The sequence below is a fragment of the Streptosporangium sp. NPDC006007 genome, from assembly GCF_040614315.1.
GTDB lineage: Bacteria > Actinomycetota > Actinomycetes > Streptosporangiales > Streptosporangiaceae > Streptosporangium.
On record NZ_JBEXUG010000009.1, the window covers coordinates 27,400 to 53,052 of the forward strand.

The following is a 25,653-nucleotide window of genomic DNA, read 5'->3' on the forward strand; positions in this document are numbered from 1 at the left end:
CGCGCGCGGTGACGGCTAAGACTCGATGAGGCTCTTGGGACGCATGTCGGTCCAGTTGGCCTCGATGTACTCCAGGCACTCCTGGCGGCCGCCGGGGCCGTGGACGACGGTCCAGCCGGCCGGGACCTCGGCGAAGTCGGGCCAGAGACTGTGCTGTCCCTCGCCGTTGACCAGGACGGAGTAGACGCCCTCGGGGTTGTCGAACGGGTTGCTCATGCCGGATTCTCCTCTGTTGTGTGTAGGGGGGCGGCCAGCGCTCGCGCGCGGTCCACCAGGGCTTCCAACACCCGGAACCAGGTCTCGGCCAGGTCGCCGACCGCCTCCTCGGTCAGCACCCCCGAGGCGAAGGACCAGGAGGCGACGAACTCCGGTCCTCCGGGCCGGTCCTCGGTCAGGCAGTTGACGGCCAGGGCGTGGGACATCGGCGTCTCCGGATCGTCGCCCGCCTCCGCGGCCTCCGCCTCGGCCGCCCACGACCAGTCGGTCGCCTCCGGGACGCCGAAGCGGCCCAGGTAGTTGAACTGGATCCGCGGCTCCGGAAGGCGGGCCAGTTCCGGCCCGGTCACCGGATTCAGGTACCGCAGCAGACCGTGGCCGATGCCCGCCGCCGGCAGGGAGGCCAGATGCTCCCTGATCCGGGCCAGCGCCTCGTCGAGCGCGGGCCCGCCGGCGAGCGCGTCGGCCAGGTCCACGGCGCCCGGGTCCAGGCGGACCGGGACAACGCTGGTGAACCAGCCGACCGTGCGCGACAGGTCCGCGTCGCCCGCCAGCTCCCCATTGCGGCCGTGACCCTCCAGGTCCGCCAGCACCGAGGTGCCGGGGCTCGGCCCGTCCGTCCGGCGACGCCGCCAGTCGGCGACGGCCAGCGCCAGTGCGGTCAGCAGCACGTCGTTGACGGTCGCTCCGAAGGCGGCCGGCACCCGCCCCAGCAGCGGCGCCGTACGGTCGGCGGGCAGGGTGAGGGACAGTTGCCGCGAGGTGGCGGCCACATCCCGCTCCGGGTCGAGGGCCCGCGCCAGAGGGAGCGGGTCGCCGCCCTCCAGGATCGAGGTCCACAGTGGCAACTCGTCCTCGCGGGCCGGGTCCTTGGCGCGCTCGCCGAGCAGGTGCGACCAGCGGCGGAACGACAGGCCGACCGGCGCCGGCGTCACGGTCCTGCCGGCGGCGACGTCCTGCCAGGCGGCGGCGAGGTCGGGCAGCAGGACGCGCCAGGACACGCCGTCCACCGCCAGGTGATGGATCAGCAGCAGCAGCCGTCCGGGCCGGTCCCCGCCCGCGTCGAACCAGACCGCCCGCAGCATGTCTCCCGTGTCCGGGTCGAGGCGGGCTCGGGCCGCGCGGGCGTGATCGGCGATGACCTCACGGAGCGCCGTCTCGCCGGTCGCGGCCGTGTCGACCCGGACGAGCCGGGACGCCACGTCCACCGTGCCCGGGACGGGCACCCGCAGCGACCACTGCCCGGCGCTGTCTCCCCGGGTCCGCTCCAGGCGGGCCCGCAACATGTCGTGGCGGTCCACGACGGCCTGGAGCACGGACCTGAGCCCGGCCTCGTCCATGGTCGCGGGGGTCTGCAGCAGCGCTGCCTGGTGGTAGCCCCGGATCGGGCCGCCGCGCTCGCGCAGGGCGTGCATGATCGGAGTCAGCGGGACCGTGCCGGTGCCGTCGCCGGCTACCGGGTTCCCGGCGTCCGGGCCCGGTGTGCCGGCGACGGCGGCAAGGGCCGCGACCGTGCGGTGCCGGAAGATCTGACGCGGCGTGATCCTCAGGCCCGCCGCGCGGATCCGGCTCACCACCCGCATCGCGACGATGCTGTCACCGCCGAGGGCGAAGAAGTCGTCGTCGGCACCGATCCCGGGCAGGCCGAGCACCTCGGCGAAGATCGCGCCGAGGGCGCGCTCGACGTCGCCGGTGGGCGCGCGCCCACCGGCGGCGGACGCGAAGTCCGGCGCCGGCAACGCCTTGCGGTCGAGCTTGCCGTTGGGCAGCAGCGGCAGCTCGTCCAGGATCACCACCGCCGCCGGGACCATGTAGTCGGGCAGGGCGGCGGCGGCGAGGGCGCGCAGGGCGGCCGGGGCCGGGGGCTCCGCGCCCTCGGCCGGAACCACGTAGGCGACCAGTTGCCTGACCCGGGGCCGGTCCTCGCGGGCGACGACCACGACCTGGGCGACGGCCCCGTGCCGGTCCAGCACGGCCTCGACCTCGGCCGGTTCGACGCGGAACCCGCGGATCTTGACCTGGTCGTCGGCGCGTCCGCCGTACTCCAGCCGCCCGTCGGCGTCCCAGCGGGCCAGGTCGCCGGTGCGGTACATCCGGGCGCCGGCCTCACCGAACAGGTGCCCGTGCGGGTCGGCGACGAACCGCTCGGCGGTCAGGTCCGGGCGGCCGAGGTAGCCGCGGGCCAGGCCCGCGCCGGCGAGGTACAGCTCCCCGGTGACGCCCGGGGGGACAGGCCTCAGGCCGGTGTCGAGCACGTAGGCGCGGGTGTCGCCGACCGGGCGGCCGACCAGTGGGGAGTCGCTGTCCCGGACCCGGGCGACCAGGGCGTCCACGGTGGCCTCGGTGGGACCGTAGAGGTTGAACGCCTCGGTGGAACGCAGGCCGGCCAGGCGGCTCCAGAGCAGGTCCGGCACCGCCTCACCGCCGACGCCGACCACGGCGAGCGGGCACTCGCCGTCCTCGACCAGGCCGATGTCGGCCATCTGCGCGAAGAACGAGGGTGTGACCTCGATGAAGTCCAGCCTCTGCTCGCGGATGACCGCGGCCAGCAGTTCGGGGTCGCGGCGCGTCTCGTCGTCCACGATGTGCAGCGCGTGCCCGTCCAGCAGCCACAGCTGCGGCTGCCATGAGGCGTCGAAGGAGAACGACCAGGCGTGGCCGACGCGCAGGTGGCGGCGGCCGGTGGCGCGTTTGGCCGGGTCGTGGAGCGTGCGGCGGTGGCTGTGGAAGAGGTTGACGACACCGCGGTGGCAGACCACCACGCCCTTGGGCCGTCCCGTGGAGCCGGAGGTGTAGATGACGTAGGCCGGGTGCCGCGGGTCCGGGGCGGTGGTGAGGTCGTTCCCGGGCTGGACGGCCAGCCGTTCGGCGGTCTCGGGCGTGCCGAGCCGCAGCAGCGGCACGCCGCCGCCGGCCAGGGCGGCGGCGGGCTCCGCGCCGGTCAGGACCAGCCGGGGCCGGGCGTCGCCGAGCATGCCGAGCACCCGCTCGGCGGGCAGGTCCGCGTCGATGGGCAGGTAGGCGGCGCCCGACTTCAGCACGGCGAGGATCGCGAGCATGAAGTCCGCCGAGCGCGGCAGCGACAGGGCGACGATCCGCTCCGGTCCCGCGCCGTGCTCGGCGAGCAGGCGCGCGAGCCGGTTGGCCCGCTCGTTGAGCTCGGCGAAGGTCCAGCTGACCGTGCCCGAGACGACCGCGACGGCGTCCGGGGTGGCGGCGGCCTGGGCCTCGAAGAGCTCCGGGACGGTGGCGGGCGAACCGGGGACGGCGGGCAGGGCGGTGTCGTTCCAGCTCTCCAGGATGGTGCGGCGGCCGGCGGGACCGAGGATGTCGACCCGGCCGAGGGGTTGTCCGGCGTCGGCCGTCATCGCCTCGAAGAGCCGGACCATCGAGTCGGCCATCCGCCTGGCCGCCGCGCGGTCGAACAGGTCGGGCCGGTACTCGGCGGTCAGGACGAGGGTGCCGGCGGGCTCGACCGCCCAGGTGAACGGGTAGTGGGTCGAGTCCTGGTGGTCGCGTACGGCGGTGCGCAGGCCGTCGCCGGCCCCGAGGCCGGGCCCCCCGGCGTCGGGGTAGGACTCGAACACGACGAGTGTGTCGAAGAGCTCTCCCAGCCCGGCCCGGCGCTGGATGTCGGCCAAGCCGTGGTGCTGGTGGGCGATAAGCCGGGACTGCTCGTCCTGGAGGCGGCGGAGGAACGCCGACAGGGGCTCGCCGTCGCGGACGCGGACGCGGACCGGGACCGTGTTGATGAACAGGCCGATCATCGACTCGACGCCGTTCAGCTCCGGGGGTCGCCCGGAGACGGTCGCGCCGAAGACCACGTCGTCGCGGCCGGTGAGCCGGGACAGCAGGATGCCCCAGGCCCCCTGGACCAGGGTGTTGACGGTCAGGCCGTGGGAGCGGGCGAGGGCCGTCAGGGCCTCGGTCAGCTCCCGGGTCAGGTGCGTGGTGTGCGTCTCGGGTACGACCGGTACCCGGTTCGGGTCGGCGGCCACCAGGTGGGTGGGCCCGTCCAGGCCGTCCAGGGCCTCGGCCCAGGCGGCCGCGGAGGTTTCGGCGTCCTGCCGCGCGAGCCAGGCGAGGTGGTCGCGGTACGGGATCGGGGCCGGCAGTCCGGAGGGGTCCGCCCCGCGGGCGTACAGCTCGGACAGCTCGCCCATCAGCAGCGGCAGCGACCAGCCGTCCAGCAGCAGGTGCTGGTGCGACAGCGCCAGACGGTGGCGGCCGGGCTCCAGGCGGACCAGCATCAGCCGCAGCAGGGGCGGCTCGGCCGGTGTGAAACGGCGTCGCTCCTGGGCGAGGTAGGAGGTCCACCGGGCTTCCCGGGCCGCCTCGTCCAGCTCCGAGAGGTCCACCTGACGCCAGGGCAGGGCGACCGTGCGCGGTATGACGGCCACCGGACGGCCGGAGGACAGATAGTGGAAGCCGGCGCGGAGGTTGTCGTGCCGGTCGAGCAGGGACTGCCCGGCCTCGCGCAGCCGGGCGGCGTCCAGCGGGCCGTCGATGTCGTAGGACACCTGGACCGTGTAGACGTCCGGCGCGTCGTCGCCGGAATCGAAGGAGGCGTGGAACAACAGGCCCGCCTGGAGCGACGTCAGCGGCAGGATCTCGGCGGCGCCCACGGCGGGCGGTTCGGCGCGCTCGTCCTCGGTGAGCGTGATGAGCGCGGTGGAGGAGGCTTCGCCGTCCGTGGCGTCCGGCACATCGGCGACGGCGGCCAGCGCGGCGACCGTCTTGTGCCGGAAGACGTCCCGGGGACTGATCACCAGACCGGCCGCCCGGGCCCGGCTGACCAACTGCATGGCGACGATGCTGTCGCCGCCGAGAGTGAAGAAGTCGTCCTCGGCGCCGACGCGCCCGAGGCCCAGGGCGGCGGCGAACAGCTCGCACAGCAGCTCCTCGCGCGGGGTGCGCGGGAGGGTGCCGGTCACCTCGGCGGCGAAGTCGGCCGCGGGCAGGGCGCCGCGGTCGAGCTTGCCGTTCGGGGTGACCGGAAGGGCGTCCAGGACGACGAAGGCCGCCGGGACCATGTACTCGGGCAGCGCGGCGGCGACGTGGCCGCGCAGGGCCGCCACGCCGGGGGCCGCCCGGCCGGGCGCCGGGACGACGTAGGCGACCAGCCGCCGCTCACGGGCGACCACCGTGGCGTGCGCCACCGCCTCGTGGCGGGACAGCACCTCCTCGATCTCCCCGGGCTCGATCCGGAAGCCCCGGATCTTGACCTGGTCGTCGGCCCGGCCGAGGAACTCCAGCGCCCCGTCGCGGTCCCACCGCGCCAGGTCACCGGTGCGGTACATGCGTGTGCCGGGCGCGCCGTACGGGTCGGCGACGAACCGTTCGGCGGTCAGCCCGGGACGGTCCAGGTATCCACGGGCGAGCTGGACGCCCGCCAGGTACAGCTCCCCGGCCACGCCCGGCGGCACCGGGCGCAGCGCGGCGTCCAGCACATACGTCCTGGTGTTCCACACCGGCCGTCCGATCGGGACGCTCACGGCTCCGGGCGGTATCCGGACGGCGGTCACGTCGACGGACGCCTCGGTCGGGCCGTACAGGTTGTGCAGCTCCGCGGAGAGCACGGAGTGGAGGCGGGAGGCGAGGTCGGCGGGCAGGGCCTCACCGCTGCACATGACCCGGCGCAGCCCCGGGCACCGCGCGGCGCCCGGCTCCTCCAGGAAGGCCCGCAGCATCGACGGCACGAAGTGCGCCGTGGTGACCCGCTCGTCGCGGATCAGCCCGGCCAGGTACGCCGGGTCCTTGTGGCCCTCAGGCCTGGCCACCACCAGCGTCGCCCCGGTGATCAGCGGCCAGAAGAACTCCCACACCGACACGTCGAAGCTGGACGGCGTCTTCTGCAGCACCCGGTCCTCGCCGGTCAGGCCGTAGGCGTCCTGCATCCACAGCAGGCGGTTGACGATGCCCTCGTGCGGCACCACCACGCCCTTCGGCCGGCCGGTGGATCCGGAGGTGTAGATCACATACGCCGGGTGCCGCGGGTCGTAGGACCCGGGCAGCTCTCCCGGCGGGCCGTCCGGCAGCCCGTCGCGCAGCACGCAGAGCGGGCGGGCGTCCCGCAGCGTGAACGCGACGCGCTCCCGCGGGTGGTCCGCGTCCAGCGGCAGGTACGCCGCGCCCGCCCGGTGCACCGCCAGCAGTGCGACCACCAGCTCGACGGAGCGCGGCAGCGCCACCGCCACCGTGTGCCCGGGACCGGCCCCCATGCCGGCCAGCGCCCGCGCCGCGCGCTCGGCGCGGGCGTCCAGCTCCGCGTACGTCAGGCGCTCGTCATCGAAGACCAGGGCGAGCGCGTCCGGCGTCCGCGCCGCCTGGGCGCGGAACAGCTCCGGCAGGGTGGTCGCCTCCACCGCTCGCGCGGTGTCGTTCCACTCATCGACGACCAGCCGGTGTTCCCGCTCGTCCAGCACCTCCAGGTGGCGCACCTGGAGGCCGGGATCGGCCACCACCTGCTCCAGCAACCGCACCAGCCGCCGGGCGACCTGCTCGACCGTGTCGTGGTCGAACAGGTCGGCGCTGTATTCGATCCAGCCCTGGATGCCGTTGCCGTCGCCCTGTTCGACGAAGTCGAAGCTCAGGTCGAACTTGGCGGTCTCCTGGCCGAGCGGTTCGGGCCGCGCGGTCAGCCCCGGGAAGGCGGGGAGGGCGCCCTGGTCGGCAAGGTAGACGACCATCACCTGGAACAGCGGGTGCCTGGCCAGTGAACGGGCCGGGTTGATCGCCTCCACCAGCCGCTCGAACGGCAGGTCCTGGTGCTCGTAGGCGGCCAGGTCCGCCTCGCGCACCCGCTCCAGCAGTTCACCGAAGGTCGGCGCGCCGGACAGGTCGGCGCGCAGCACCAGGGAGTTGACGAAGAACCCGACCAGGTCCTCCAGTCTCTCGTCGGTACGGCCGGAGATCGGCGCGCCGAGCGGGATGTCCTCACCCGCTCCCAGCCTGTGCAGCAGCGTGGCCACGGCCGCCTGCGCCACCATGAACATGCTGACGCCGTGAGCGCGGGCGAGCCGGCGCAGGCCGCTCTCCAGTTCGGGGCCGAGCGACAGGCCGACCGCCCCGCCGCGGTGGCTGCTCTCCCGGGGCCGGGGCCGGTCCGCCGGGAGCGTCAGCTCCTCGGGCAGCCCCGCCAGGGTCCGCCGCCAGAAGGCGAGCTGGCGCGCCTGCTGGCTGTCCGGGTCGTCGCCGTCTCCGAGCACGTCGCGGTGCCAGAGGGCGTAGTCGGCGTACTGGAGCGGCAGCGGCTCCCACCGCGGTGCCCGGCCCTCGCGGCGGGCCTGGTAGGCGGTGGTGAGGTCGCGCAGCAGGGGCCGGTCCGACCACTCGTCACCGGCGATGTGGTGGACCACCAGCAGCAGTACGTGCTCCTGCGGCGCCACCTGGAAGACCCGGGCTCGCAGCGGCGGTTCGCGGTCGAGTTCGAAGCCGTGGCCGGCCGCCTCGGCCAGCCGCCCGGAGAGCTCGTCCTCGGTGACCCGTTCGGTGCGGGTGACGACGCGGACCCGGTCCGGGTCGAGGACGAGCTGGTGGGGGTGGCCGTCCCGCTCGGGGAAGACCGTGCGCAGGCTCTCGTGCCGGACCACCAGGTCCCGCACGGCGGCGTCCAGGGCGTCCGGGTCCAGCGGGCCCGACAACCGCCAGGCCATCGGGATGTTGTAGGTGGCGCTCGGGCCCTCCAGCCGGTACAGCACCCACAGCCGCCGCTGGGCGAAGGAGAGCGGCGGGTACTCCGCCCGGACCGCCGGGGCGAGGGCGGGCCTGCCGCCCCGTCCCTCCCGCAGCCGCTCGGCGAGCCGGGCCACCGTGGGGGCCTCGAAGACCGCGCGGAGGGTGATCTCGGCGCCCAGCGCCGTGCGGACACGGCTGACCAGCCGCATCGCCAGCAGGGAGTGGCCGCCGAGGGCGAAGAAGTCGTCGTCGACACCCACCCGTTCCGCTCCCAGCACGGCGGCGAACAGCTCGCGCAGGATCTCTTCACGGGCGTTGCGGGGACGGCGCCCGGACGTGACGGCCGCCGGGTCGGGGGCGGGCAGCGCGCGACGGTCCAGCTTGCCGCTGACCGACCTCGGCAGGGCGGGGAGCCACACGAAGGCCGTCGGGACCATGTGCTCGGGCAGCGCGGAGGCGGCGTGTGCCCGCAGCTCGGCGGGGTCCGTGCCACGGCCGGGCGGGGCGGCCGTGCCGGATCCGGACGGGAGGGGCGGGCCCTGGCCGGACACGGGGACCAGGTAGGCCACGAGGCGGCGCACGCCGGGAGTGTCCTCGCGGATCGCCACGGCGGCCTGTGCCACGCCGGGGTGAGCGCGCAGCACCGCCTCGATCTCGCCGAGCTCGATGCGGAAGCCGCGCAGTTTCACCTGGTCGTCGGCCCGGCCGAGGAACGAAAGGGTGCCGTCGGCACGGCGCCGCACCAGGTCGCCGGTCCGGTACATGCGGCTGCCGGGTGCGCCGAACGGGTCGGCGACGAACCGTTCGGCGGTCAGCCCGGGGCGGCCCAGGTATCCGCGGGCCAGGCCCTCACCGGCCAGGTAGAGCTCGCCGGGCACCCCGGCGGGGACCGGGCGCAGCGCGGTGTCCAGCACGTGGGCGCGGGTGTTGGCCAGCGGTGCCGCCCAGGGGCGCCGGTCCGGGCCGCCGCCGTGCCAGCCGTAGGCGTCGACGGCGCACTCGGTCGGTCCGTACAGGTCGTGGACCACCGTGCCGGGCAGCGCGCACAGCCGCTCCCACAGCGGGGCGGGGGTGGCCTCGCCGCCCACCGCGATGACCCCCGGCCGGTGGCGGCCGGGGTCGAGGAACCCGTGGTGGACCAGTTCCTGCAGGTAGGTCGGGGTGAGGTCGACGAAGTCGATCCGCTCGTCGGCCAGGTAGGCCAGTAGCGCGGCCGGGTCGGTCATGGTGGTCTCGCCGACGACGTGCAGCTCGTGTCCGGCGAGCAGCCACAGCAGAGGCTCCCACGAGCCGTCGAAGCCGAAGGACGCGGCGTGCACGGCGCGCAGCGTCTCGCGGCCCGCCGCGCGGCGGGCCGGGTCGATGAGGTCCTCGCGGTGCGAGCCGAACAGGTTGCTCAGCCCGCGATACGTGCCGATCACGCCCTTGGGCCTGCCGGTGGAGCCAGAGGTGTAGATGATGTACGCGGCGTCGGACGGCATTGCGCGGGCGGCGGAGGATCGCCGGCCGGCCGGTGGCGGCATGCGGGCGGGCGAGCCGTCGCCGGGGTGGTTCTCCAGCTCGGCGGCGATCCGGGGGTCGTCCAGCGGCAGGGTTTCGGCCCGCCCGGCGGGAAGCGCGGGGGCGGCGGCCTCAGTGGTGAGCACGCAGGCCGGCGCCGCGTCGTCGATCATGTACTTCAGCCGTTCGGCCGGATGGCCGGGATCGAGCGGAAGGTAGGCGGCGCCCGCGGTGAGCACCCCGAGGATCGCCGGCACCATCTCGGCGCGGGGAAGGGCCAGGCCGACCACGCTCCCGGCGGTCACCCCGCGCCGCAGCAGCAGTCGCGCGATGCCCTCGACCCTGGCGGACAGTTCGGCGAAGGTCAGCCGGCGACCGTCGGCGACCAGGGCAGTCCGGTCGCTCCGGGTCCGGGCGGCTTCGGCGAACAGCTCGGGGACCGTGCGCCGTTCCACCGGCCGCGCGGTGTCGTTCCAGGTGCTCAGGGACGCCCGGCGCTCCTCGTCGGTCAGTACGGGCACCTGGCTGATCGGCCGGTCCGGGTCGGCGCTCAGCCGGCCCAGCAGGGCCACGGTGCGCTCGGCCATCGCCCGGGCGGTCTCCGGGTCGGCGAGGTCGGCGGCGTACTCCAGCAGCAGGATGACGCGGTCCTCGCCGACGTGGTCGACGAAGGTGAAGTCCAGGTCGAACTTGGCGGTCTGGATCCGGGTCGGCCACCACTCGGTGGGCAGGCCGAGCACCTGCGGATCGCCGTCGGGGCGGTAGTGGTAGCCCAGCATGACCTGGAACAGCGGGTTGCGGCCCGGCACGCGCGGCGGGTTGACCGCTTCCACCACCCGCTCGAAGGGCAGGTCCTGGTGCTCGAAGGCCGCCAGGTCGGCGTCCCTGACCCGGTTCAGCAGCTCGGTGAACGTCGGGTCGCCGGACAGGTCGGCGCGCAGCACCAGGGTATTGACGAAGAAGCCGACCAGGTCGTCCAGGGCGCTGTCGGTGCGACCGGCGATCGGCGCGCCCAGGGGGATGTCGGTGCCCGCCCCCATCCGGTGCAGCAGGGCGGCGACCGCGGCCTGAAGAAGCATGAACATGCTGGTGCCGGTCTCGGCGCACATGGCGCGCAGGGCTCGGGCGGTGTCCGTGGGCAGCTCCGCGCGTACCATGCCGCCGCGGCCGGTCGGCTCGGCGGGGCGGGGCCGGTCGAGCGGCAGCGGAATCTCCTCCGGCAGGCCGGTCAGCGTCCCGGTCCAGAAGGCGAGCTGCCGCGTGCCCTCGCCACCGGGGTCGGCCGGCTCACCGAGGAGCCGCCGCTGCCAGATGGTGTAGTCGGCGTACTGCACCGGCAGCGGCGTCCAGTGCGGCGCCCGGCCCTCGCGGCGGGCCCGGTAGGCGGTGCCCAGGTCGGTGAGGAACGGCCGGTCGGACCACTCGTCGGTGGTGATGTGGTGCAGCACGATCGCCACCACGTGGTCGTCCGGGGCCACCCGGAACACCGCGGCCCGTAGCGGGAGTTCGGTGCCCAGGTCGAACGGGCGGCCGACGGCGGCGCCGATCCGGGCGTCCAGCTCCTCCCGCGGGCAGTCCTCGACGGTGAGGCGCGGCCAGGTCTCGGCCTCGGGCATGATCAACTGGTACGGCTCGCCCTCCCGCTCGGCGAAGACCGTGCGCAGCGCCTCATGACGGCCCGCCACGTCGCGCAGCGCCCGGTGGAGCGCGCCGGTGTCCAGCGCGCCGCGCAGCCGGAAGACCAGCGGGAAGTGGTAGGCGTCGCCGCCGCTGAGCCGCTCGGCCAGCCACAGCCGCCGCTGCGCCGGGGAGAGCGGAATGCGCTCGGGGCGGTCGGCCACAGGTTCGACGGCGGCCCGGGCCTGCCGGCCGGTGTCCGCGCGACCGGCCAGCAGGGCGGGCGTCGGGGCCTCGAACAGGTCGCGGATGGCGAGTTCGGCGCCCAGCTCCGTCCGGGCCCGGCTGATGAGCCGGGTGGCGAGCAGCGAGTGGCCTCCGAGGTCGAAGAAACCGTCCTCGGCGCCGACCTCGGGCAGGCCCAGAACCTCGGCGAAGAGGCGGCAGAGCACCTCTTCGCGAGGGGTACGCGGCCCGCGTCCACCGGTGAGCGGCACGGCCGGTTCGGCGTCGGGCAGCATCCGCACGTCGAGCTTGCCGTTGTCGTTCATGGGCAGCCGGTCGAGGATGACGAACGCGGCCGGGACCATGTAGTCGGGCAGTTGCCGCCGGAGGTCCTCCCGCAGGCGCCGTATCAGGCCACTCGCGCCGCGCGCCGCCATCGGGACGTTGGCGTACGGGGCCGTACCGCCGCCCGGCAGGTAGAGGCCCGAGGTGGTCCGGAACTCGCCCCGCACGAAGACGGCGTCGTAGCCGCCCGGCTCGCGCGACCAGGTGGTGAGCAGCCGGTAGCCCTCCTCGGCCGCGAGCGCGTGCAGCGCCTCGGGATCCACTCCCCCGGCTCCCCCGGCCGGTGCGGCTCCCCGCTCCGTGGCGGCACGCGCGTCGGGGACGCCGTTCACCCGCAGCCGCTCGGGCCGCCGCTCGCGCAGGTGCCGGGCGAGGCCGCCGACACCCTCCGCCGCCGGTTCGCCGCCCGGCCGGGCGGCGACGTCGGCCCATGCCAGCACCGGTTCGCCACCGAGGCCGACATCGGGCTCGCCGTGGTGGAGGACGACGTCGTAGCGGTGACGGGTGAGCTCGTTGTGGTGATGTCCGCGCTTGGTGCGCAGGTCGACGCCGAAGCCCAGGGTGGTGAAGTAGTCGGGGTCGACGAGGAGTTCCTTCTCCAGCGCGAGGCTCCGCTCGACGGCCCTGCGGACGTGCTCGGGGTCGGCGTCCTCCCCCGCGCGGGTGAGCTGGACGCCGGTGTGGAAGGAGCGTGCCCGCCTCAGGTTCCGTACGTCGCCGACGAACAGGGCGCCGCCCGGCGCCAGCAGCCGCATGGCGCTCCCGATGACCTCGGTCAGGTGGTCGACGCTCGGGAGGTACTGGATGACGGAGTTGATGACGATCGTGTCGAAGTAGCCGGTGGGCAGCCCTTCGGTCACGTGGGCGGCCTGGCAGCGCAGCTCGACCTTGGCGGCCAGTTCGGGGACGCGGCGCAGGTCCTCCGCGATCTTGCGGATCACGGGGGCGGCGAAGTCCGTCGCCCAGTACGCCTCCGCCTCGGGCGCCAGGCGCGACAGCAGCAGCCCGGAGCCGACGCCGATCTCCAGGATCCGGCGCGGGCGCAGTTCCCGGATGCGGGCGACGGTCTGCTCGCGCCACTCGCGCATCTGCTCCAGCGGGATGGGCCGGCCGTCATAGCTGCTGTCCCACCCGGCGAAGTCCTCGGCGAGGACGGCGGTGCCGATCTGCTCGTACTCGTCGGAGTAGATCTTCTGCCACTCGCCGATCCGCTCCCGCTCGGCGGACTCCCGCTCCTCGCCCGTCGGTTCGGCGGGCACGACGTAACCGACGAGGCGCCGGGTGCCGGGGGCGGAGACGTCGTCGCGGGCGATGACGGCGGCCTGGGCGACCTGGGGATGCCGGGTGAGCGCGGTCTCGACCTCACCCGGTTCCACCCGGTAGCCCCGGATCTTGACCTGGTCGTCGGTGCGGCCGAGGAAGTCCAGGTTGCCGTCGGCGCGGCGGCGCACCAGGTCTCCGGTGCGGTACATGCGCTCGCCGGGCTCGCCGTACGGGTCGGCGACGAACCGTTCGGCGCTCAGGCCCGGCCGGTCGAGGTAGCCGCGGGCCAGGCCGACTCCGGCGATGTACAGCTCGCCGGGGACGCCGTCGGGGAGCGGTCGCAGCCAGGCGTCCAGGATGTGGGCGCGGGTGCCGCGGATGGGGCGGCCGACGGTGGGGGTGGGGCTGTCGTCCGTACCGCCGCCGAGGGTGTTGATGGTGTACTCGGTGGGGCCGTAGAGGTTGTAGCCATAGGTGCCCTCGGTGTCGCGGAGCCGGTTCCAGACCGTCTCCGACACCGCCTCGCCGCCGAGCAGCACCAGCGGCGGGCGGTGCCCTTGGAGCAGCCCCTCCTCGATCAGCAGGTGGGCGTAGGTGGGGGTGACGTTGACGACGTCGACGCGGTGGGCCTCGCAGTAGGCGACCAGGGCTTCGGCGTCGCGCCGCAGCTCCTCGTCGCAGATGTGCACCTCGTGCCCCTCGACCAGCCAGAGCAGCTCCTCCCACGACATGTCGAAGGCGAAGGAGACCGTGTGCGCGATGCGCAGCCGGCGGTCGCCGGCGGAGGCGACGGCCGGGGCGAAGATCTCCTTTTGGTGGTTGAGCTGCATGTTGGTCAGGCCGCGGTAGGGCGTGACGACGCCCTTGGGGCGCCCGGTGGATCCGGAGGTGTAGACGATGTACGCCGGGTGCTCCAGGCTGAAACGAGGACGGTCGGCCTCGGTGACCGGGTCACCGGGGAGCCGGGCCAGTCGCCCGATCACCGCCGGGTCGTCGAGCGCGACGCGAGGCAGGTCCGGGACACCGTGCTCCAGCCGCGCGGAGACGGCGGCGGTGCACAGCAGCAGCACCGGCCGGGCGTCGGCGAGCGTCGTCGTGAGCCGGTCGTCCGGGTGGTCCAGTTCCAGCGGCAGGTAGGCGGCGCCGGTGCGCAGTACGGCGAAGAGCGCGACGACCATGTCGATGGAGCGCGGCAGGCCGAGTGCGACGACCTTCTCCGGCGCCGCGCCCCGCGCGAGCAGTAGCCGCGCCATGCGGTTGACGCGGGCGTCCATGTCGGCGTAGGTGACGCTCTGGCCGCCGAAGACGAGCGCGGTCGCCTCGGGGGTGCGGGCCGCCTGGGCGGCGAGCAGGTCGGCGACGGTCTCCTGCGGGACGGGCACGCGGCTTGCGGCCCGTTCCCGTTCCAGCGCGGCGTGTTCGGCGGGCAGCAGCGGGTCCAGGCTGCCCGCGGGCGCGGCCAGGTCGTGTGTCAGCCGCTCCAGCAGGAGGGTGAAACGGTCCAGCAAAGCCTGGGCGCGGGGGCGGGCGATGACGTCGGGCCGGTGGGCGAGGGTGACCCGGATCCGCTCTCCCGGCGTCACGATGAGGTTGACCGGATAGTGGGTGGCGTCGACGTTGGCCACGGCGGTGGCGCCGTGGCGGCCGGAGAGCTCGGCCAGCCGCTCCTCGGTGTCGCTGTTGCGCAGCACGAAGAGGGTGTCGAAAAGCTGCCGGTGGCCGCTCTCGGCCTGCAGGACGCCCAGGCCCAGATACTCGTACGGCATCAGGGCCAGCCGCTCGCGCTGGACTCGCCGCAGCAGGTCCAGTACCGGCTCGGCCGGGGCGAAGGCGATGCGTGCGGGGACGGTGTTGAGGAACATGCCGATGACGTTCTCGACGTCCGGCACCTCGCTCGGCCGGCCCGCGACCGTCGTGCCGAAGACGACGTCGGTGCTGCCGGTGGCGCTGGCCAGCACCAGGCCCCAGGCGGTGGTGAGCACCGTGTTGAGGGTCAGGCCGTGCCGGCGGGTGGTGTCGCGCAGCCGCTCCCCCAGGTCGGCGGGGAGGAGGGCCTCCAGGCTCTCCGGGATGACCGGTTCCGGGCCCGGGCCGGCGGCGGCGAGCAGGGTGGGCTCGTCCAGCCCGCCGAGGGCGGCGCGCCAGGCGCGGGTGGCGATCCCGGTGTCCTGGGCCTCCAGCCAGGTCAGGTAGTCGCGGTAGGAGCCGGGGCGTGGCAGTTCACGTCCGTCGCCGCCCGTCTCGTAGAGCGCGAAGAGCTGGTCGAGGAAGAGCCAGGCGGACCAGCCGTCCCACAGCAGCAGGTGCCGGCCGATGACGAGCCGGTCGCCGCGGGCCTCGCCGAGGCGGATCAGCAGCATCCGGAAGAGCGGCGGCCGGGCCAGGTCGAACCTGCGGGTCCGCTCGGCGTCCATCAGCTCGCGCAGCCGCGCGTCCTGTCCGGCGGCGGGCAGCCCGGACAGGTCGATCTCTTCGAGCGGTGCCTCCGGGTCGCCGACGATGAACTGCACCGGCCGGCGCAGGCCGTCGCTGGTGAAGCCGGCGCGCAGGCTGGGGTTACGGGCCAGCAGCGCCGTGGTGGCGGCGCGCAGACGGCCGGCGTCGAGGCGGGTGGCGAAGTCGAAGGACTCGTGGACGGTGTAGACGTCCAGGACGCCGTCGTCGTAGGTGGAGTGGAAGAACAGGCCTTCCTGGAGCGGCGCCAGCGGCCAGATGTCCTCCACGGAGCCGCCGAGGCGGCGGACCCGCTCGGTCTCCTCCTCGGTCAGCGCGAAGGTGGCGCTCAGATCACGGGGCGCGGCCACGGCGGTGGCCGTGGCCGCGGCGGCCAGGGCGGCGGGAGTGCGGTGCTCGAAGACGTCGCGGGGACTCAGGTCCAGGCCAGCCCGGCGGGCACGGCTGGAGACGCCGATCGAGGTGATGCTGTCGCCGCCGAGCATGAAGAAGTCGTCGTCGACGCCGGCCTCGTCGAGTCTCAGCACGGCGGCGAAGATCTCGGTGAGGGCACGCTCGCGTTCGTCGCGCGGGGCGCGCGCCCCGGCCCGCGCCACCGGGGGCGCGGGGAGCGCGTTGCGGTCGAGTTTGCCGCTGGGGCTCAGCGGCAGGGCGTCGAGCACCACGTACGCCCCGGGCACCAAGGGCGCGGGCAGCACACCGGCGAGGGCGGCCTGCAGCGCGGCGGTGTCAAGGGGGCGAGGCTCGCCGCCGGCGGGGATGACGTACGCGACGAGCGCCGGCCCGTGGACGGTCACCGCGGCCCGGGCGACGGAGGGCAGAGCAGCCAGGGCGGCCTCGATCTCGCCGGGTTCGACGCGGTTGCCGCGCAGCTTGATTTGCCGATCGGTGCGGCCCAGATACTCGACGATTCCGTCCTCGCGGCGGCGCACCAGGTCTCCGGTGCGGTACATACGGCCACCGGCCGGTCCGTGGGGGTCGGCCACGAACCGCTCGCCGGTCAGGCCGGGCCGGGCGTGGTAGCCCCGGGCGAGTTGCACGCCGGTCAGGTACAGCTCGCCGGGCACATCGGCCGGTACGGGGCGCAGGCAGGAGTCCAGCACCCGCAGCCCGGTGTTCCACACCGGGCGGCCGATGGGGACGGTGGTGTCCGCCGAGCCGTCGCAGGCGTGGTGGGTGACGTCGACGGCGGCCTCGGTGGGCCCGTACAGGTTGTGCAGCGGCACAGCGGTGAGCGCCCGCCAGCGTGCGGCGGCGGCGGCGGGCAGCGCCTCGCCGCTGCTGAAGACACGGCGTAGCGAGGCGGCCCAGGACGGGTCGTCGGTGATCTCGTCGGCCTGGAGGAAGGCTTCCAGCATCGACGGCACGAAATGCATGGTGGTGACGCGCTGCTCGCGGATGAGCGCGGCCAGATACGACGGGTCGCGGTGGCCGTCGGGCCTGGCGAGCACCACGGCGGCGCCCTCGCACAGCGCCCAGAAGAACTCCCAGACGCTCACGTCGAAGCTGGACGGTGTCTTCTGCAGCACCCGGTCGTCGGCGCGCAGCCCGTACTCGCCCTGCATCCACGCCAGCCGGTTGACGATGGCGCGGTGGGTGACGACGACCCCCTTGGGGCGGCCGGTCGAGCCGGAGGTGTAGATCAGGTACGCCGGACCGTCCGGGCGGGCGGGCACCGGGACGGGGCCGGTGCCCCGGTCGCCGCCGCCCGGAGAGTCCGGGGTGTCCGGGGTGTCGATGACGAGCGGGACAGGCCCGTCGGCCTCGGGCAGCAGCGCGGCCGTGGCGGCGGTCGTCACCACCGTTCTCGCGCCGGAGTCGGTGAGCATGTAGGCGACGCGGTCGGCCGGGTAATCCACGTCGACCGGCAGGTAGGCCGCGCCGGACTTCAGCACGCCGAGCAGGGCCACCATCAGTTCCGCCGAACGCGGCACGAGGACCGCGACGATCCGCTCCGGGCCCGCGCCCCGGGCTCGCAGGCGGCGGGCCAGGGCCTCGGCGCGGGCGTCCAGTTCCTCATAGGTGAGGCTCTCACCGTCGTAGACGACCGCCGTGGCCCGTGGGGTACGGGCCACCTGGGCCTCGAAGAGGGCGGCCAGGGTGGTCTCGGGGACGTCCCGTTCCTCCCCCGCCGGCTGCGCTCGCGTCAGTTCTTCGCCGGACAACACCTCGACGCGGGCCGCGACCTGCCCGGGGTCGTCGGCCAGGGCCCGCAGGATTCGGACCAGCCGGTCGGCGATCCGCTGGACGGCCTCGCCGTCCAGCCGCCGGGCGTGGTGCTTCAGGCGCAGGTCGAGCCGGCGGCCCGGCTTGACGATCAGGGCGAGGGGGTAGTGGACGGCGTCGTGGAACTCGTGGCCGGTGATCCGTACCGTGCCGGAGGGGTCGGCGAGGCCGGTGCCGGACGGGTAGTTCTCGAAGACGACGAGGGTGTCGAAGAGTTCGCCGCCGCCCGCGAGCCCGGCGACGCGCTGGAGTTCGGCGAGGCCGAGATGCTGGTGGTCCAGGAGTCCGGCCTGCTCCTCCTGGAGCCGGCCCATCAGATCGGCGAGGGTGTCGGCGGGCTGCCACCGGAAGCGGGTCGGCAGGGTGTTGATGAACAGGCCGACCATGGACTCGATGCCGTCGACCTCGGCGTCGCGACCGGAGACGGTGGTGCCGAAGATCACGTCCTGGCGGCCGGTCAGCCGCCCGAGAAGCAGGCCCCAGGCGCTCTGGACGACCGTGCCGAGGGTGACCCCGTGTTCCCTCGCGCGGGCCGCGAGCCGGGCGGTGACGCGCTCGGGCAGCTCCACGCGGACCTGCTGGGGCTGGAGCGGCGTGCCGTCCGCCGGAACGCCGACCAGACGGGTCGGCTCGTCCAGCCCGCCGAGCGCGGTCCGCCAGGCCGCGCGGGCGGCGTCACGGTCCGCCGCGGACAGGCGGCGCAGATAGTCGCGGTAGGGGGCCGGCTCGGGCAGCACGGTGGAGGCGGTCCCGTAGGAGGCCATCAGCTCGCGGTGCAGCACCGGCAGCGACCAGCCGTCCGCCACGATGTGATGGAACGTCAGCATCAGAAGGGCGCGCTCGTGCCCGAGCCGCACCAGCGCGCATCGCACCAGCGGTGGCCGGGCCAGGTCGAAGCGGCGGGCGCGCTCGTCGGTCGCGACGGCGTCGATGAGCGGCCGCCGCTCCCCGGCGTCCCGCGTGGACAGGTCCACCTCGCGCCAGGGCAGGGCCGGCCGGTCGGCGACGATCTGCACGGGCCGGCCGTCCGGGCGCTGGCGGAAGCAGGCGCGCAGCGGGGCGTGCCGGTCCAGGAGGCCCTGGGCGGCACGGCGCAGGCTCTCACCGTCAACCGGGCCGGCCAGCTCGATGACCTGCTGGACGACGTAGGCGTCACCGTCCGGGCCGTCCAGGAGGGAGTGGAAGAAGAAGCCCTCCTGGAGCGGGCTGAGCGGCAGCAGGTCCTCGACGGTGACCGGGTGATCGCCCTGGATCTCGGCGAGCTCGGCCTCCGGAAGCCGCACCAGCGGGAGGTCGCGCTCGGCGTCCCGGGCCTCGGTGCGCTCCGGTGCGATCTCCGCCAGCGCGGCGACCGTACGATGCCGGAAGACCTCCCGTGAGGTGAGCCGCACCCCGGCCTTACGCGCCCGGATGAGCAGTTGGATGGCGATGATGCTGTCGCCGCCGAGGGCGAAGAAGTCGTCGTCGATGGAGACCGACTCCAGGCCCAGCACCTCGGCGTACAGCGCGCACAGCAGCTCTTCGCGGGCGTCGCGCGGCGCGCGGCCCGAGCTGAGTGCCGCGTGGTCGGGGGCCGGGAGCGCGACGCTGTCGAGTTTGCCGCTCGGGGTGACCGGGAGCCGGTCGAGGGGGACGAAGGCGGAGGGGACCATGTACTCGGGCAGTCGTTCCGCCGTGTGCGAGCGCAGGGTCCTCATCAGGGCGGTGACGTCCCGGAACGGGGCGGGCCGGTTGGCGTGCGCGAAACCGCCGGCCGGGCGGTAGGGGACGGCTAGCGGCGCGTCCCCGGTGGCGAAGAGCACGTCGAGGCGGCCGTCGTCGGCGTGACCGTTCCAGGTGACGGCCACGCGGTAGCCGTGCCGGGCGCCGAGCGCGTGCAGCGTCTCGGGGTCGGTGTCGTCGGCCGGGGCGGGACGGCTGCTGTCCTCCAGGGCGCACAGCGCGGTGAGGTCCTCGGTGAGCCGGGCGTTGGGCACACCGGTGACCCGGAGCCGGGCGGGACGGCCGGCCAGGCGCGCGCCGAGCGCGCCCAGGCCGCCGAGGTCGGCCCAGCCGATCTCCTCCGCGCCGGTCGGGGCCGGTGTCCCGTCGCCGTCCGGCGTGGTGGTGGCCCGCTTGCGCAGCACCACGTCGTAGCGGTAGCGGGTCAGCTCGTTGTGGAAAGAGCCCCGCTTGACGTGGATGTCGGCCTCGAAGTCCTCCAGTGTCGCGAAGAAGTCGGGGTCGAGCAGCAGCTCGCCCTCCCACGCCACGGACCGCTCGACGGCCGCCCGCAGGGCCTGTTTGTCCTGCGGGTCGGCGCCGCGCCGGGTCTCGACGGCCGCCCGCAGGCAGCGCAGCAGGCGCAGGTTGCGCACGTCGCCGACGAAAACGCTGCCACCGGGGGCCAGGAGCGCCCCGGCCTCGCGCAGCACATCCTTCAGGTACTCGGCGCTCGGGAAGTACTGGGCGACGGAGTTGACGACGACCGTGTCGAAGAAGCCCCTGGGCAGCCCGGTGACGTCGTGCGCGGGCTGGGCGCGCAGTTCCACCCGGCCGACCGGCCCCGCCACCGCGCCGGTTTGGGCGCGCAACGCCCGTACCGCCTCCTCGGAGACGTCCGTGCCCCAGTAGCTCTCACAATCGGGCGCGACGCGGGAGAGGATGAGTCCGCTGCCGACGCCGATCTCCAGCACCCGGCGCGGCCGCGACTCGTCGATGAGGCCGATCGTGGCGTCCCGCCACTCCCGCATCTCCTCCACCGGGATGGGCAGGCCGTCGTACATGCTGTTCCAGCCCGCGAAGTTCTCCCGGAGGCCCTCGGAGCCGGCGGCGGAGTAGAGCAGTTCGTGAAGAGCCTTCCACTCCTGCACCCGCTCGGTCTCGTCGCGGCCCGCCTCGGCGTTCAGCGACGGGACGACGTAGGCGGCCAGCCGCCGGTCGCCCGGCCGGTCCTCGCGGACCACGACCGCGACCTGGTCCACGGCAGGGTGCCCCCGCAGCACGGACTCGATCTCGCCGGGCTCGATGCGGAAGCCGCGGATCTTCACCTGGGAGTCGACGCGGCCGAGGAACTCCAGCCGCCCGCCGGGCTTCCAGCGCACCAGGTCACCGGTGCGGTACAGGCGTTCCCCCGGTGCGCCGAAGGGGTCGGCGACGAACCGCTCGGCGGTCAGGCCCATCCGCCCGAGGTAGCCGCGTGCCAGGCCGGCACCACCCAGGTACAGCTCGCCCGTGGCCCCCACCGGGACGGGCCTGAGGCGGGTGTCGAGCACATAGGCCCGGGTGCCCGGGTCGGGGCCGCCGATGGGCACGATGGCGCCGGAGGGGATGTCGGGGTCGCACAGGCCGAGGGTGGAGTTGGTGGTCGCCTCGGTCGGGCCGTAGGCGTTGAACATCATCCGGCCGCGCGCGTAGCGGCCGACCAGCTCGGGCGAGACGCGTTCGGTGCCGGCCAGCAAGGTGGCGGCGGGCGGCAGCCGGACGTCGTCCGGCATGGCGGCCAGCAGGGCCGGAGGCAGGATCATGAAGGTGACGCCGTTGGCGTTCGCGTAGTCGGCGAGCGGCGCGCCGGGCACTCGGCGCTCGGCCGGCACGACGACGAGGCGGCCCCCGGAGAGCAGGCCGAGGCACAGGTCCCAGAAGGCCACGTCGAAGCTGGGGGAGGCGAACTGCAGGACGCGGCTGTCCGGCCCGACGCCGAAGCGCTCGCTCTGGGTGGCCACGAGTTTGGCGACGCCGCCGTGGGACAGCACGACGCCCTTGGGGCGGCCGGTGGAGCCGGAGGTGTAGATCACATATGCCGCGTTGAGGACGGACAGCGGCCCCCGGTCGGCCTCCGCCGGATCGTGGCCGGGGCGGGCCGCCACCTCCCGCTCGGTCTGCGGCGCGTCGAGGAGCATCACCTCCGTCCCGGCGCGCGGGGGGATGCCGGCCGCCGTGTCGGCGGTGGCGATCAGGCAGGCGGGGGCGGCGTCGGCCAGCATGTAGGCGATGCGATCGGCCGGGTAGTCGGTGTCCACCGGCAGGTAGGCGGCGCCGGACTTCAGGACGGCCACCTCCGCGACGATCAGCTCGGCCGACCGGGGCAGGGCCAGGGCCACCACGCGCTCGGGGCCCGCACCGCGCGCGATCAGCGCGTGGGCCAGCCGGTTGGCGCGCTCGTCCAGCTCCGCGTAGGTGAACGAGGTGTCCTCGAACACGAGGGCGACGGCGTCCGGCCGCCTGCGGACCTGCTCGGCGAACATCTCCGGCCAGGTGAGCGGCGGGACGGAGTGGCCGGTGTCGTTCCACTCGACGAGGATCTCGTGCCGTTCCCCGGCGCTCAGCAACTCCAGATCGCCGACGGGGACGTCCGGCCGGGCCAGAGCGTCGGCCAGCAGGGTCGCGTAGTGCCCCAGGAGCCTGTCGACGGTCGCGGCCTCGAACAGGTCCGGGCGGTAGGTCATCCGCGCCTGCCCCGCGGTGACCTCCAGGACCATGTCCAGGGGTCCGGCGGCCTCCCCCGCCGCGGAGCCGGGGCCGAAGCCGGCGTTGAAGAACAGCCCGCCGCCACGTGTGGGTTCCGGCCGTAGTTCGGCCACCAGGGCCGACAGCGGGACCCGGTGCGCCCGCGCCTCCCGGCAGGCGTCCGTCACGCGCCGTTCCAGTTCACCGAAGCCCGTCTCGCCGCTCAGCCCGATCCGCAGCGGTAGCCCGTCATATCCGACGCCGATCTCGCCCGACCTGCCGTAGCGGTGCAGCAGCGCGACGTACGCGGTGAGCAGGGACGTCTCCGGTGCGGTGACGGCGAGTGTGCGGGCGCGCGTCCGCCGGTTCCCGGCGGACGCCGACGGATAGGGGAAATCGACCGGAAGAGCCGTTTCCTGCGGAAGCGGGGCAAGCTGCCGACGCCAGTACGCCATCGCTTCTTCACTAGCGGACACGGGTGACCGCTCCTCCCGAGCTGGACGGAACCGGCTCGGCTGAGCCGCGACCGCCACATACTAAGGTAAGCGTTACCTAAGTAGATAGACCCCTGCCAAGAGTGGCAATACAGACCCAATGGCTAAAGTTAAGGTCTGCCTAACCTAAGGAAGTCGCACAGTGGAGACAGCTCGATGACTCCAGGCCGGGGGCTCCGGCCGGCGCTTCTCGTGACGCTGCTCGGTGGTGTCCTCGTCGTGCTCTGCCTGTCGTCGATCGCGTTCGGCGCCCTGAGCATCCCCCTCGACCAGGTCGTGCGGACGCTGCTCGGCCACCCGGGCAGCCCGCTCGTGGAGAACGTCGTCTGGTCCGTGCGCGTGCCGCGCACCGCGCTGGGCATCACGGCCGGCGCGGCTCTCGGACTGTCCGGCGCGCTCATGCAGGCGCTGACCCGCAACCCGCTCGCCGACCCCGGCATCCTGGGCGTCAGCGCCGGCGCCGCCTTCGCGATCGTGCTGTCGGTCGCGTTCCTCGGGCCGGGGTCGCTGTTCGGCCACATCTGGTTCGCGTTCGCCGGCGCCCTCGTCGCGAGTGTCCTGGTCTTCCTGCTGGGCAAGCTGGGACGTTCCGGCCTGACACCGGTCAAGCTCGCACTCGCCGGAGTCGCCGTAACCTCGCTGCTGTTCTCGCTCACCAGCGCCGTCGTCCTGACCAACCCGGAGACGCTCAACCGCTACCGTTTCTGGTCGGCCGGCTCGCTCGCCGACCAGAACGGCGAGGTGGTGCTCCAGCTCCTGCCGTTCGTCGCCGCCGGCGCGGTGCTGGCGCTGGCCTGCGCGCCCATGCTCAACAGCCTGGCCCTCGGTGACGACGTGGCCGCCTCGCTGGGGCGGCGGCTCGGTCTCATCCGGCTCCAGGGCGTGATCGCCGTCACCCTGCTGACCGGCGGGGCGGTGGCGGTCATCGGCCCGGTCGTCTTCCTCGGCCTGGCGGTCCCGCACATCGCCCGGGTCCTCGCCCAACACGCCGGCCTGGGCCCCGACCACCGCTGGCTGCTACCGCTGTCGGCGGTGCTCGCCCCCTGCCTGCTGCTCACCGCGGACATCACCGGGCGGGTCGTCGGCCGGCCGGCCGAGATCCAGGCCGGAATCCTGGTCGCCTTCATCGGCGGCCCCTTCTTCATCGCCATGGTCCGCCGCCGCCGGCTCGCGGAGGTGTGAGCATGACCCGCCCGTCGCCCCCGCGCCCCCGGCAGAACTCACACCACCCCGGCGGCACGTTCCCGCACCCTTCCCGCCGTCCCTTCCGGCTGACCGCGCCGCCCGTCTCCGGAATCCTGCGGCCCCGGCTGATCGTGGTGTGCGTGGCACTCGCCGTCGCCGCCTTTCTGGTCTTCTGCCGGGGCATCTCGGTCGGCGACTACCCGATCGGCCTGACCGGCGTGGTGAAGGCGCTGGCCGGCTCCGGTGACCCCGGGACCCTGCTGGTCGTCCGGGAACTGCGACTGCCGCGCGCCGTGGTCGGGCTCCTGGCCGGCATCGCCTTCGCCGTCTCCGGCGCGCTGTTTCAGACCATGACCCGCAACCCGCTGGCCAGCCCGGACATGATCGGCCTCACCGCGGGCGCCGGAACCGCCGTGGTCGCCGGCATCGTACTGGGCTGGGACGGCGGCCTCGGCACCCAGACACTCGGGCTGCTCGGCGCGCTGGCCACCGCCCTGCTCGTCTACACGCTGGCCTGGAAGCGCGGCACCACCGGCTACCGGATCATCCTGGTGGGCATCGGGGTGTCGTGGGTCTGCACCAGCGCCACCGACTACCTGGTGGCCAGGGGCGGACGCTTCCAGGCGCAGGCCGCGCTCGGCTGGCTGGTGGGCAACCTCAACGGCCGCGGCTGGGACCAGGCGGTCCCGCTCACCGTCGTCATGGCGCTGCTGGTGCCGGCGGCGCTGGTGCTGGGCCGCCTGATGCGTACGCTCCAGCTCGGCGACGACGTCGCCGCCGGTCTCGGCACCCGGGTGCAGCCGGTCCGCTTCGCCCTGCTGCTCACCGGTGTCGGGCTGGTCGCCTTCGGCACCGCGGCGGCCGGGCCGATCGCCTTCGTGGCACTCGCCGCGCCGCAGATCGCCCAGCGGCTGGCCGGCACCGCCTGGCCGCCCCCGATCGCCTCGGGGCTGACCGGGGCCCTGATCGTACTCGCCGGTGATCTCATCGCACGCGAGCTGATCTCCGGCACGGAACTACCCGTCGGAATCGTCACCGGCGTCCTCGGCACGCCGGTCCTGCTCTGGCTACTCATCCGCACCAACCGCGCGGGCTCAGGAGGCTGAACGCATGTCGACCACCGACCCGGACCTGCGGGCGAACGGCCTGCACCTGGCATACGACAACCGGCTGGTCGCGGAGGATCTCGACCTGGTCGTCCCGCCGGGCCGCATCACCGCCATCATCGGCGCCAACGCCTGCGGCAAGTCCACGTTGCTGCGGGCCCTGGCCCGGCTGCTCGCGCCTCGTCAGGGCGCCGTCCGGCTCGACGGCCGCGCCCTGCAGTCCATCCCGACCAGGGAACTGGCCCAGCGCCTGGGCATCCTGCCGCAGACACCGGTCGCCCCGGAGGGATTGACCGTCATCGACCTGGTCAACCGCGGCCGGTCACCGCACCAGACATGGTGGCGGCAGTGGTCGAAGGCCGACGAGCAGGCCGTCCACGGCGCGCTGGCCGCCACCGGCATGACCGACCTCGCCAACCGCGCGGTCGACGAGCTCTCCGGCGGCCAGCGCCAGCGCGCCTGGATCGCCATGGCCGTCGCCCAGGGCACCCCGGTGCTGCTCCTGGACGAGCCGACGACCTACCTGGACCTGGCCCACCAGGTCGACGTCCTGGACTTGATCACCGACCTCAATCGGCGCGAGAGCCGTACCATCGTGATGGTCCTTCACGACCTCAATCAGGCCTGCCGGTACGCCGATCACGTCGTCGCCATGAAGGCCGGCCGCATCGTCGCCGAGGGGGCCCCGGCCGATGTCATCACCGCTCAGACCGTGGAGGAGATCTTCGACCTGCGCTGCCAGGTCATGACGGACCCGGTGAGCGGCACACCGCTGATCATCCCGATGGGCCGCCACCACGACGCCCCCGGCGTCAGGGCGGTCGCCGAGACGGCTTGAACCCTCCGCCGGCCGTCACCTCAGGCGACGGCCGGCGGTCATGCGGGGAGCGGGCGATCCCGCGACGGGAACCCTCCGC

General features: G+C 74.2%; 5 protein-coding genes. 3 read left to right on the forward strand and 2 right to left on the reverse strand.

Annotated features, from left to right (window positions below; genetic code table 11):
• Positions 1 to 15: 15 nt before the first annotated feature.
• The gene (locus tag ABZ194_RS09900; protein WP_355594327.1) at positions 16 to 216 is read right to left on the reverse strand and encodes an MbtH family protein; all 201 of its coding nucleotides are present in this window, start codon (positions 214 to 216) and stop codon (positions 16 to 18) included.
• Positions 213 to 22,427, reverse strand: coding sequence for a non-ribosomal peptide synthase/polyketide synthase (locus ABZ194_RS09905; protein ID WP_355594329.1), 22,215 nt, complete (start codon positions 22,425 to 22,427; stop codon positions 213 to 215). The genes ABZ194_RS09900 and ABZ194_RS09905 overlap by 4 nt, the downstream gene beginning before the upstream one ends.
• Before the next feature lie 174 nt (positions 22,428 to 22,601).
• Here ABZ194_RS09905 and ABZ194_RS09910 point away from each other — a divergent pair, with 174 nt between their 5' ends.
• Genes ABZ194_RS09910 through ABZ194_RS09920 form a run of 3 tightly spaced genes read left to right on the forward strand, consistent with a single transcriptional unit; the run spans position 22,602 to position 25,574 of the window.
• Positions 22,602 to 23,627, forward strand: a complete 1,026-nt coding sequence (locus ABZ194_RS09910) for an iron chelate uptake ABC transporter family permease subunit (RefSeq protein ID WP_355594331.1) — start codon at positions 22,602 to 22,604, stop codon at positions 23,625 to 23,627.
• A gap of 2 nt (positions 23,628 to 23,629) precedes the next feature.
• Positions 23,630 to 24,736 carry an iron chelate uptake ABC transporter family permease subunit gene (locus ABZ194_RS09915; RefSeq protein WP_355594333.1) on the forward strand — a complete coding sequence of 369 codons (1,107 nt, stop codon included), beginning with the start codon at positions 23,630 to 23,632 and terminating at the stop codon, positions 24,734 to 24,736.
• 4 nt (positions 24,737 to 24,740) lie between these two features.
• Complete coding sequence (locus ABZ194_RS09920) at positions 24,741 to 25,574, forward strand: ABC transporter ATP-binding protein (protein ID WP_355594335.1); 834 nt, start codon at positions 24,741 to 24,743, stop codon at positions 25,572 to 25,574.
• The last annotated feature ends 79 nt before the right edge of the window (positions 25,575 to 25,653 follow it).

Coding starts and splice junctions, on each gene's coding strand:
- ABZ194_RS09900 (WP_355594327.1), bottom strand. CDS start 216: ATGAGCAACCCGTTCGACAACCCCGAGGGCGTCTACTCCGTCCTGGTC.
- ABZ194_RS09910 (WP_355594331.1), top strand. CDS start 22,602: ATGACTCCAGGCCGGGGGCTCCGGCCGGCGCTTCTCGTGACGCTGCTC.
- ABZ194_RS09920 (WP_355594335.1), top strand. CDS start 24,741: ATGTCGACCACCGACCCGGACCTGCGGGCGAACGGCCTGCACCTGGCA.
- ABZ194_RS09915 (WP_355594333.1), top strand. CDS start 23,630: ATGACCCGCCCGTCGCCCCCGCGCCCCCGGCAGAACTCACACCACCCC.